Origin of the sequence: Amycolatopsis marina (assembly GCF_900111885.1) — a bacterium.
Taxonomy (GTDB): Bacteria; Actinomycetota; Actinomycetes; order Mycobacteriales; family Pseudonocardiaceae; genus Amycolatopsis; species Amycolatopsis marina.
Window position 1 is genome coordinate 1 of record NZ_FOKG01000049.1, and the last position, 10177, is coordinate 10177.

Annotated in this window: 11 protein-coding genes and 1 pseudogene; 4 read left to right on the forward strand and 8 right to left on the reverse strand. The window is 64.9% G+C overall.

The features are described 5' to 3' along the window. On the reverse strand, positions 1 to 586 hold a 586-nt coding region (locus BM199_RS32925; protein WP_245789031.1), incomplete at its 3' end, for a GAF domain-containing protein. Between the two features lie 471 nt (positions 587 to 1057). On the opposite strand from BM199_RS32925, the gene BM199_RS32930 reads away from it, so the two are divergent. After that, positions 1058 to 1939: a manganese catalase gene (locus BM199_RS32930; protein ID WP_051172177.1), complete on the forward strand. Its 882-nt coding sequence runs from the start codon at positions 1058 to 1060 to the stop codon at positions 1937 to 1939. A gap of 98 nt (positions 1940 to 2037) precedes the next feature. Here BM199_RS32930 and BM199_RS32935 read toward each other — a convergent pair whose 3' ends face one another. The 3 genes from BM199_RS32935 to BM199_RS32945 all read right to left on the reverse strand — a co-directional run bounded on the left by BM199_RS32935 (position 2038) and on the right by BM199_RS32945 (position 3962). Continuing rightward, positions 2038 to 2853, reverse strand: a complete 816-nt coding sequence (locus BM199_RS32935; protein WP_197684728.1) for a cytochrome c oxidase assembly protein — start codon at positions 2851 to 2853, stop codon at positions 2038 to 2040. Next, positions 2850 to 3344, reverse strand: a complete 495-nt coding sequence (locus BM199_RS32940) for a DUF2243 domain-containing protein (RefSeq protein WP_043832417.1) — start codon at positions 3342 to 3344, stop codon at positions 2850 to 2852. Before BM199_RS32940 ends, BM199_RS32935 begins: the two co-directional genes overlap by 4 nt. A gap of 87 nt (positions 3345 to 3431) precedes the next feature. Beyond that, the gene (locus BM199_RS32945) at positions 3432 to 3962 is read right to left on the reverse strand and encodes a hypothetical protein (RefSeq protein ID WP_197684727.1); all 531 of its coding nucleotides are present in this window, start codon (positions 3960 to 3962) and stop codon (positions 3432 to 3434) included. A 294-nt stretch (positions 3963 to 4256) separates the two neighbouring features. Here BM199_RS32945 and BM199_RS32950 point away from each other — a divergent pair, with 294 nt between their 5' ends. The 3 genes and pseudogenes from BM199_RS32950 to BM199_RS35310 form a co-directional block, all read left to right on the forward strand. After that, the gene (locus tag BM199_RS32950; RefSeq protein WP_043832421.1) at positions 4257 to 4826 is read left to right on the forward strand and encodes a hypothetical protein; all 570 of its coding nucleotides are present in this window, start codon (positions 4257 to 4259) and stop codon (positions 4824 to 4826) included. 1039 nt (positions 4827 to 5865) lie between these two features. Next, complete coding sequence (gene ctaD, locus BM199_RS32955; RefSeq protein WP_043832423.1) at positions 5866 to 7611, forward strand: aa3-type cytochrome oxidase subunit I; 1746 nt, start codon at positions 5866 to 5868, stop codon at positions 7609 to 7611. 99 nt (positions 7612 to 7710) lie between these two features. Then, a pseudogene (locus BM199_RS35310) lies at positions 7711 to 7940 on the forward strand (IS30 family transposase); the annotation flags it as partial. A 900-nt stretch (positions 7941 to 8840) separates the two neighbouring features. On the opposite strand, the gene BM199_RS34170 reads toward BM199_RS35310, so the two are convergent. Genes BM199_RS34170 through BM199_RS34880 form a run of 4 tightly spaced genes read right to left on the reverse strand, consistent with a single transcriptional unit; the run spans position 8841 to position 10126 of the window. Then, a complete protein-coding gene (locus BM199_RS34170; RefSeq protein ID WP_228708108.1) occupies positions 8841 to 9002 on the reverse strand; it encodes an ANTAR domain-containing protein in 162 nt (53 codons plus the stop codon). Then, on the reverse strand, positions 8960 to 9337 hold the full coding sequence (locus tag BM199_RS35315; protein ID WP_091680083.1) for a PAS domain-containing protein: 378 nt from the start codon (positions 9335 to 9337) through the stop codon (positions 8960 to 8962). The genes BM199_RS34170 and BM199_RS35315 overlap by 43 nt, the downstream gene beginning before the upstream one ends. Beyond that, the gene (locus BM199_RS34875) at positions 9229 to 9690 is read right to left on the reverse strand and encodes a transposase (protein ID WP_233520242.1); all 462 of its coding nucleotides are present in this window, start codon (positions 9688 to 9690) and stop codon (positions 9229 to 9231) included. The genes BM199_RS35315 and BM199_RS34875 overlap by 109 nt, the downstream gene beginning before the upstream one ends. A gap of 40 nt (positions 9691 to 9730) precedes the next feature. Beyond that, positions 9731 to 10126 carry a transposase gene (locus BM199_RS34880; protein ID WP_228714306.1) on the reverse strand — a complete coding sequence of 132 codons (396 nt, stop codon included), beginning with the start codon at positions 10124 to 10126 and terminating at the stop codon, positions 9731 to 9733. Positions 10127 to 10177 lie beyond the last annotated feature (51 nt).

Below are 10177 nucleotides of genomic sequence, written 5' to 3' on the forward strand. Positions count from 1 at the left end.
CCTTGGCCGTGGCGATCACGTCGCGGGTCCCGAGCGCGGTGCGTAGCTGGGCCTGTTCCTGGGAGCCGATCAGGGCGACGGCGGCGTGAGCGGCGAACAGTTCACCGATGTGCTCGGCATCGGCATCGAACGCGTCGCGCTGTGAGGAGTACAGGTTCAGCGCGCCCAGGGTGGTGCTGGTGGCGAACAATCGGAACCCCAGCACGGACGCCACACCGAGGCTGGCCGCGGTGTCGGCGAACTTGGGCCAGCGGGAGTCGTCGGCGAGGTTGCCGGTGCGGTAGGTGTGGTGCTCGGCGATGGCGTCCACGCATGGGCCTTCGCCCAGCTCATGCTGCAGCTCGTCCAAGCGGGCCACGAGATCGTCAGACGGCGCGACGGTGCGCAGCTGCCCGGCCTCCAGCAGCGACACCCCGGCGTACTCCGCGCCAGGGATCGTTGCCACCGCGGCAGTCACGATCCCTTTCATGGTCTGGTGCAGATCCGGTTCCGCGGTCAGTGACCGGGCCACCTCGCTGAGAGCGTGCGCTACCTGCCCCAGCGCCTCACTGTTGGCAGCCTGCCGGGATGATCGTTCATCGCCCACCTGCCCCATTCTGTCCGGATATAGACGTCACGGCCAGATGCGGTATTCGACAGCGGTGGCGGCAGACCCGAATGCATCGCACTGGTCGGCCGTCGCGCGGTACCTCGCCGATGTCGGCTCGTCTCCCCGATGGCGTTGTGGATGACGTCGGCGAGGGGTGCAGGTGCAGAGCTTGCTGGGAAGCCTTGACCAGGTCCGGGACGGTGGCGTTGTCATTGATTGGCAGCCCTCGTTCGTGCAGGACGACCTTCGCGGTCGCTTCGACAAGTTGCTTCGCTGTGCCGATCGCCCCGGCGGGGTCCTCGTGCAAGGCGCGGTGAGTCCATTCACTTTTTGGCAGTCCTGCCGAAGTATCTGTTCGGCCAGAAAGGTCAGCGGTTCGGAGCATAGGCGAGCACGCAAGGGGAACTCTTCTCGAATGCGTCGCGGCCGAAAGTGACGTGTGCAATCGAAGCCGTGAGAAGGAGTGCAATGTTCTATCATGTTCAGACCTTGCAGTTCGAGGCCAAACCGGATGGCCCTGACCCTGCCTTCGCGAAACGTCTGCAGGAGATCCTCGGGGGAAAATGGGGTGAGCTGACCGTCGCGCTGCAGTATCTGCAGCAGGGCTGGAACTGCCGGATGCCGGGCAAGTACAAGGACATGCTGCTGGGCATCGGTACCGAGGAGCTGGCCCACGTCGAGATGATCTGCACAATGATCGCGCGGCTGAACGAGGGTGCGCCGATGTCGGTGCAGGAGGCGGCCGTGTCGGACAATCCGATGACCGCGGCCATCTACGGCGGGTCCAACCCGCAGCATCTCATCAACAACGGCGGCGGGGGCTACTACCAGGACAGCAGCGGGGTGCCGTGGCTGGGCGCGTACACCACGTCCTCCGGCAACCTGATGGCCGATTTCCACCTCAATGCGACGGCGGAGATGCAGGGCAGGTTGCAGGTGTCACGGCTGTACAACATGACCGACGATCCCGGCGTCAAGGCGATGCTGCGGTTCAACCTCGCCCGCGACCACATGCACCAGCAGCAGTGGCTGGCGGCGATCGAGGAACTCAAGGCGGACGGATTGGAGGGCCTGCCGGTGCCCGAGGCGTTCCCGAACGAGTCCGAGCAGAACCTCGACTTCGTCAGCCAGTACATGAACTGCAGCGATGGCGCCGAAGCCGGTGCGGGCAGGTGGGCTTCGGGGGAGATGCCCGATGGCAGCGGGCGCAACTTCAGCTACACGGACAATCCGGAGCCGCACGGCGACCGGCCGGTGCTGCCTCCCGGTGACCCGCGGCTGTACGGCACCCCGCCGCCGTCGGCCGCCTCGATGAACCCTGCCACCGGGACTACCGACACTCAGGAGTGATTGTCGTCGGGGGATGCCTGGTTCCTACCAGGCTTCCCCCACGGGGGTCGGAGCCGAATACGCCGGAAAGGGGGGCGGCGGGCGAGCGTGGGTGTTCGTCAGGAGGCCGCAGCCGGTTGGCGCCGGCGTCGAGTGTGGGCGCGGCCGGTCGTGGTGTACCAGGTGATGGCGACGGTGGCGGCGAGGGCGATCTCGACCAGGTCGCCGCCGTAATACATCAGTTGGGCGGCGGTGTGCAGGTCGTCGGTGGTGACGGCGGTTGCGGGCGGGGGTGTGGCGTAGAGGGTTTTGGCGAGGATGGCATGGGCTGCTCCGGCGGCCAGCAGCGTGGTCGCGCGCCAGGCGAGGTTCCAGCGGTGGCGCAGCGGGTCGAGTTGGCAGACGGCGAAGGTGAATAGCAGCCCGGCGATCAGGACGTGGGCGTGGACCGCCGCGTGTACGAGCGGCTGGTGTTGGGTTGCGGCGTACAGCGGGGTGCGGTAGAGCAGCCACAGGACGCCGATGTCCAGCAGCGCGGCCAGTGGCGGGAAGACCAGCCAGGCCGCGGGCCGGGAGTGCGCCATCGTCAGCAGGGCGCGCCGCGCTCGGCCGGGGGGAAGGACGCGCAGGGTGAGGGTGAGCGGGCGGGACAGGACCAGCAGCAGTGGCGCAATCATCGCGGTGATCAGGTGCTGGGTCATGTGCCCGGTGAACGGTTCACCCGGAAGCGGGATCAGCACGGCGCAGACCAGCGCGCTACCGCCCGCGAGGAAGAAGACGTCCCGTCGCCTGGGCCACATATCGCCGCGACGGCGCAGGCGGGTGGCAGCCAGCAGGTAGCCGAGCACCGCCGCGCAGGCGGTCGCGGCGATGACCAGTTCAATCGCTGCGATGCCGAGATGAGCTGGCGCGTGCTGAATGTGTGTGGCAGTCACGCGCCCGCCGCATCGGCTGGAGTGCGTCGGCGGGCGCGCACGGCCAAGGCGACGCCGATGGCCAGCAGCACCAGCCCGGCGGCGTTCCAGGCCAGGTCGTAGGGCAGGATGGTGTCGACGCCGTAGCGGACCTGGTGGATGCGCAGCACCTTGTGATCGACGATGCCGTCGAAGAGTTGGAAGCCGCCCAGGCCGAGAAACAACCCCGCCCAGGCGTGGGTCGGCGCCAGAGCGCGGCGGCGGCGCAGGTCGGCGTACAGGACGAAGCCGGCCACCAGGCCCAGCAACTCGGCGGTGTGCAGCAGGCCGTCCGAAAGCAGGCCGACCGCCGGAGTGGAGCGGTCGAAGAAGTGGTGCCAGGCCAGGATTTGGTGAAAGACGATCTCGTCGACCGCGGCCATCACCGCCGCACCGAGCAGCGCACACACCGCCATCGACCGCCCGGGCATGGAGTGGGTTTCGGAGGGGCCGGGTCGAACTGGTCCGGTCATGGTCAGTGTCAACCCTCGGTTGTGTCGGTATCTCGTGTCGGCAGGGTCCGCCGGTGCAGCGACGCTGTCGTGCGTCGCCTTGTGCGGCTATCGACTGTAGGCGTGGTCGCGGGGCAGCGGGTCCACATCGGACCGGCGGCCGGGGCGCATTGAGGCGTGACTCTGACCGGGGCCGGGTCCGGAACGAGCGGCCAGGACATCGGCCACGATGCCGGTGGCGAAGGCATATACGGTCTTGTGCACTAGGTCCACCACCAGTTCCTGCCGGGGCCACGAGGGTGGTGGGGCACCGACGCCGGTGGCGTTCTCCAGAATCTGGTCATTGGTCAGCCGGACCACAGCGAACTTCGCCGAGGACCACGGACCGCGCAGCCCGGCATGCGCCATGACCGAACGTAGTACGCCGAGCAGTACACCCTGGCCGACGTGCATCGCCCAGTTCACCGGCACAGGTTGTCGTCGCGGTCGTTCCCTCATCCCGGTCAGGCGTTGCAGAACTCGTGCCGGAACGTGGGAATCGGGGCGTCCGGTCAGGCGTTGCTCCACCTTCTCGCCCAGCGTCATCACCACCACCCCGGCCGCGCCGGCAACCAGGCCCTGCCACAGCGCTCGTTTCATCACACCCGAGTACCCCGGCCCACCGGTCCCAATCGTGTGGGCCCAGCAGGAGCGGGTCAGCGTGAACCGCGGATAGGTCGTGCGACCGAATCGATGTCAACCCGACACGAACCGCTGTCCCCGCTGCAAACCCGCGCCGATCAGCCCCAGTGTGGTCCCTTCCCGACGTATTCGGTTCCCACCCGCTGCGCACGGGTGCTCCAACTCGGTGACCAGGTACTGATCGCTCCGCCGACGTTTACTCGTGCTGGGGTAAGCCGGTTTGGCGTGTGCTGGCGCGGGTACGGATATTGCATGACAGCCACCATTGCGCCGCCCAGCATCATCACGTATCTCATCGGCCAGCAGCGGCAGGTTTCCCTGTTGTTCAGCCAACTCGAGAAGCTGCGCAACGCTCCGAGTGAGCAGGCCCGGGGCCTGGTGCAGCAGGCTGTGATTGGGCTGATGAAGAACTCCGTCGTCGAGGAGATCCACCTCTTTCCCTTCGTCCGTGACCGGTTGCCCGGCGGCGACGAGATCGCGGACCGGGAGATCGCGGCGCTGGCAGAAGCGGAGCAGACGATGAAGGAGCTCGAAGGCCTGGATCCGGACGACCCTCACTTCTGGCCCACAATCCATACTCTGATGGGGCAGGTGAAGGCCGTGGTACACGAGCAAGAGTTCATGCTGTTCCCACTGATGCAGAAAACGTGCTCGAACGACGAGCTGGTCACCCTTGGCGTTCGCGCTCAGGAATCGGCGCAGATGTCGCCTACCCGGCCCCACCCGAACAGTCCGAAGGAGGGTGCTGCGCTGCAAATGCTGGCCCCCGGTGTCGGCCTGGTGGATCGTATCCGCGATGTGATCACTGGCCGTGGACATTGACCACGACATCAAGGGTCTCGACACAGCAGAGCAGGCGTGAGCGCGCGCTCTCGGGATTCGGCTTGTTCGTCGTCAACGATGAAATCGCCGGCCCACTGCTTCGCGTCACTGGACCAGCGAAAGCCTACCCCTGGCAAACCCACGCGCGCGGTCTCGTTGGGCACGTCGTACTCGGCGTCGCGATCCATCTCGTGCTGGACGCCCTGTCATCGACCGACACGGGTGCTATCAATTCAACTGATGCGGCATGACGCGAAGCCCGCGGCGTCGTTAGCGACGATGACGGCTATCGCAGGCATATGCCTCCCTGGCACCGGTGCTCAGGACCCACTGCAGGATCCACTCGAGTGACTGGGAGTTCGGGCTGTGGACGCGTGCAGACCGAGCCGCGGAAGCGTAGCCACGATTGCTCTGACCCTCGGACTGACGCGTAGGCACCACTGCGATCTCGCTCCCGGCTTTCCGCATGAGATCAGCGCTTGCTATATCGCCGCTTGTCACATTGACGACGCCGTTTGCCCTACCCGGGCGGGGGTAGCCGTTCAGGCCAGACGGCATGGAGACCGACGAGCATCACCACTGGCGATCCAAGAGCTGCGGTCTGCTATCGCAATCGTCAATTACGGAGCGAACCTGACACAGGCGAGTTGCCAACGCCAACGGTCAGCAACGCTGACCGCTCCGAGCCCCCGGAATCGGTATGGTCAGTGTCCCGATACCGGGGAGCGGCATGGGCCACGTCCCCTCCAGAGCGGCTCTGGAAGGACGTGGCCCATGTTGTTGTCTGTGTTGACAGTGGTCCACCCGGCGCTCCTCGTTCCCCTGAGTGCTGCCGCTTCGATCGGGGCCACGGTGCTTCTCGTGCAAGGCGGGCGCGTACACGGAGCGGGTGAAGCCGAGACCTGGGTACTGCGGGTGTAAGAGCAGCGGCGCCGGGTACTCCTGTGCCGCCATTAGTGGATGTGAGTTGCCAGTGACGCGAGCGAGGGCAGTTGAACCCGTGACGCAGACATCGAGGAGCACCTACTCACCGGCGCCGATGCCGCATGCGCCGCGTCGTGCCGAGCCGCCTGGGCAGGTGCTGTTGCGGTTGATCAGGACGACCGATCACAAGCAGATCGGCATCCTCTACCTGGTGACCTCGTTCGGGTTCTTCCTGATCGGCGGTCTCATGGCTCTGCTGATGCGTACCGAACTGGGTTACCCAGGGCTGCAGTTCCTCTCTCCAGAGCAGTACAACCAGCTGTTCACCATGCACGGCACCATCATGATGCTGTTGTACGCGACGCCGAACGTGTTCGGCTTCGCCAACTTCCTTGTGCCGTTGCAGATCGGCTCGCCGGACGTCGCGTTCCCGAGACTGAACGCACTCTCCTACTGGCTGTACCTGTTCGGAGCGCTCATCACCATCGGCGGCTTCCTCACGCCTGGTGGTGCCGCCGACTTCGGCTGGTTCGCCTACACACCCCTGTCCACTGCGGCGTACAGCCCGGGAGTGGGCGGGGATCTGTGGGCGGTGGGTCTGATCATCACCGGCCTCGGCACGATCCTGGGTGCGGTCAACATGATCACCACGATCGCCTGTCTGCGCGCGCCCGGCATGTTGATGTGGCGGATGCCGATCTTCACCTGGAACATCCTGTTCACCAGCGTGCTGGTACTCGCGGCGTTCCCGATCCTTACGGCGGCGCTGTTCGGGCTGCTGGCAGACCGTCACCTCGGCGCACACGTGTTCGACCCGGCCAACGGTGGCGCGATCCTGTGGCAGCACCTGTTCTGGTTCTTCGGTCACCCCGAGGTCTACATCGTGGCCCTGCCGTACTTCGGCATCATCAGCGAGATCGTGCCGGTGTTCAGCCGAAAACCACTGTTCGGCTACAAGTTGATGGTCTGGGCGACGGTCGCCATCACCGGCCTGTCACTCGCCGTATGGGCGCATCATATGTACGCGACAGGCGCTGTGCTGCTGCCGTTCTTTGCGTTCCTGTCATTCCTGATCGCGGTGCCGACCGGGATCAAGTTCTTCAACTGGATCGGCACTATGTGGAAGGGGCAGCTGACTTTCGAGTCACCGATGCTGTGGTCGATCGGGTTCATGGTGACGTTCCTGTTCGGCGGGCTCTCCGGCGTGCTGCTCGCGGCGCCGGGAGTCGACTTCCACGTCACCGACAGCTACTTCGTGGTCGCGCACTTCCACTACGTCCTGTTCGGCACCATCGTGTTCGCGACGTTCGCCGGGATCTACTTCTGGTTTCCCAAGATCACCGGTCGGATGATGGACGAGCCACTGGCCAGGCTGCACTTCTGGACCACGTTCATCGGCTTTCACACGACGTTTCTCGTGCAGCACTGGCTCGGGGCGGAGGGAATGCCCCGCCGTTACGCCGAGTACCTTGCGAGCGACGGCTTCACCGGGTTGCACATGGTGTCCACCATCGGGTCCTACATCTTGGGTGCCTCCGTGCTGCCGTTCATCTGGAACGTCGTCCGCAGCTGGCGCTTCGGCGAACCCACCGACCTGGACGACCCCTGGGGGTACGGCAACTCGCTCGAATGGGCGACGACGTCTCCACCCCCGCGGCACAACTTCTACGACCTGCCCCGAATCCGCTCCGAACGACCAGCCTTCGAACTGCACTACCCCCACTTCGTCGAAAAGTTCCGAAACGAAAGCCACCGCACCCCCGTCAAACAGCGCCCCCAGCCCGCCGCACCCGAAGAACTCGGGGCCGCGCTCACCCAGCCTGACGAACAGGGACCAAGCAGCGACCCGCGCGGCAAGTAGCGGATATGCGCCCTGTCAACGCCGGTCGAAATCTGACCCCCTGGTTCGGCTTGGGTTCCAGTACTTGTCGCAACACTCCTGGTAGAAGAGGGCGTACTGATGACGAGGCGTGGAGCGAAGCGGCGGTTGGATCTTGAGTCGCGGTACTGGCAGTTGGTTCTGGCGGGTGTAGGGACGGTGGAGGCGTGCCAGATCGCGGGATTGGCCGTAAAACCGGCTACCGCTGGCGGGCGGAGAACGGCGAGCTTCCACCCGCATTGGTTGCCGAGGAGACCCGGTCGAGCCGGTATCTGTCTCGGGTGGAGCGGCAGCGGATCGCCACTCTTCGACGAACCGGTCAATGGCGCGGGGTGCTAACCGAGTGTTAGGGAAGCCCCGAGGGAAGAGCTGAATCGCGATGACCACTGGACCTGAGCACGACTCCTCTCGACCAGACAGGCCGGACCCGATCAGGAAAAGCCCATCCGGCGAGCACAACGATGACGAGCAGCCCGAGCCTGAGGCCGATCACGACCAGAGTAATGAGTTGGATACGCGCGTCGCCTCAAGTGGTATGCGCCCCTACGGCGGCGATCCAGATCCCGAGAGGGAGAAAGGCACCTTGCCGGGGAAGTGGCACGACCACCAGATCAACAAGCAGAAAGATCGGTAGTCTGCTGCCCAGTGAATGCCCCATGCTGAGTGAGCATCAACCGCATGTGGAGTTACGGGTGACGAGGCAACTGGAGCAGCGACGCGATCGTTCCGACTGTTCGGCATCGTGGCTACCATTTTATGGCCTCAGATCAACAACTACTTACCGCCATCAGCGAACGACGGTCGCGACGCAGACCCGGTTCAGGCTGAATTTCAAGCGACGGAATACCCACGAAGTGCCCTGGCGATACCACGTCAAGGACAAGACCAAAAAGACCAGTATCTATTCCCTGGAGATGCGAGTCAGCTACCGCTGATCGCACCGAGGCCAGCAGGGACGAAGAGTCCAGCCCGGCCGCTGCGACAGATGCACGACGCCATCATCCACGCCACGTGGCGAGCCGGGAGGATATGTCGGCGTCGGCGAGCTTCCCCTTCCGCATAGCAGGATGTGAATGATTCGCAGCAGGACACGTCAGCCGCTCGGTTGCTCAGTTGGAGCGGGGGCACTCGGCCAGGGTGAGGAAGTGGTGAGTGAACTCTTGATTGCTCTGCTCCGAGATGTGTTGCTGTTTCGTCATACCATCGACCAGTCAGGCGGCGAGTTCACGCACTTTCACGTTGTGTTCCTGCGATTGCCAGCGCAACAGTGACCACGCCACAGCATTATCAATGCTGTAGGTCAGCATCAACGTTTTTTTGGCCTGTTCAATCACTGCTCGAGTGCTGAGCGCGGCGTCCAGTTGGTGGTCCACCTCGGTCTGGACGTCCAGGTCGGGCTCTCCGTGAGGTCCACAATGTATCCGGATACCCGTTGCACCTGGCCCTGTTCGTCATGGTGGCCCTCGCCGAGCACGACCACGTGTCGTACCTGCTGATGTGTATCGATGATGCGGTGGTAGTAGGAGAATGGCTCGCCGGTTGCCAGCGCCTTGTCGAGTACCTCGTTGGCGCGAGGCCGTTCCTCCGGGTGTTTGTGCTCTAGGGCGTGTCTGACAATGTCTTGGTCCAAGTGATGACGGCGTGGAGAACGACCGCGCAGCGATAGACGATGGCGAGTTTGTCGTAGCGAGTTGCCAGGCCACGCCATTGTTTGAGCAGGGCGATGCGCCGTTCGACAACGTTGCGGCCGCGATAATCGACCGCGTCGAGGGTGGGCGGACGGCCGCCGCGGGAACCGCGGCGGGTGCGGTGCCCGGCCTGGTCGGCCGGCTCGGGGATCACCGCCGTGATGCCGCGATCGCGCAAATGCCCCCGGATCGCTCTCGAGGAATAAGCCTTGTCGCCGCGGACACGGTCGGGCCGGGTCCGAGCTCGACCACGTCCGAGGCGAGCGACACGCAGTTGCCGCATCAGATGCGGAAACATCGGCGCGTCCCCGGCCTGGCCGGGCCCGACTAACGTCACCAGCGGGCGGCCGTTCCCGTCGACGAGATGGTGCACTTTGGTGCTCCAGCCGCCACGAGAGCGGCCGATCGCGTGATCAGGCGGCTCGTTGTGCAGATCCGTGTAGTTCGACCCAGCCCCCTGTGGGGCGGGTGATGTTGGTGGCGTGCTGATGCGCACGCGCGATCGTGGAATCCACCGACACCGACCACTCCACCAGGCCGGCCGAGTCCGCAGCAGTCAGCAGACGTTGCAACACGGTGTCCCAGGTGCCGTCACCGGCCATCCGGCGGTGCCAGGTCCAGATCGTCTGCCACGGGCCGAATACCGCAGGCACATCCCGCCACGCGATCCCGCACCGATACCGGTAAATGATCCCTTCGACCATCGACCTCGCATCCGAGAACGGTCGGCCCTGCTTGCCGGTACGCACCGGAAGCAGGTCCTCGATCAACGCCCACTGATCATCTGAAAGCAACTGGAACCGCGACACCCGAACAGCATCTCAACCACCCGCCAACACCATTGTCAGACACGCCCTAGC

What these genes read in the sequence shown, in the direction of transcription:
- BM199_RS32930 (WP_051172177.1), top strand. Translation starts at nt 1,058, where the DNA reads ATGTTCTATCATGTTCAGACCTTGCAGTTCGAGGCCAAACCGGATGGC.
- BM199_RS32940 (WP_043832417.1), bottom strand. Translation starts at nt 3,344, where the DNA reads ATGACCGGACCAGTTCGACCCGGCCCCTCCGAAACCCACTCCATGCCC.
- BM199_RS32945 (WP_197684727.1), bottom strand. Translation starts at nt 3,962, where the DNA reads ATGAAACGAGCGCTGTGGCAGGGCCTGGTTGCCGGCGCGGCCGGGGTG.
- BM199_RS32950 (WP_043832421.1), top strand. Translation starts at nt 4,257, where the DNA reads ATGACAGCCACCATTGCGCCGCCCAGCATCATCACGTATCTCATCGGC.
- ctaD (WP_043832423.1), top strand. Translation starts at nt 5,866, where the DNA reads ATGCCGCATGCGCCGCGTCGTGCCGAGCCGCCTGGGCAGGTGCTGTTG.
- BM199_RS35315 (WP_091680083.1), bottom strand. Translation starts at nt 9,337, where the DNA reads ATGGCGTGGCCTGGCAACTCGCTACGACAAACTCGCCATCGTCTATCG.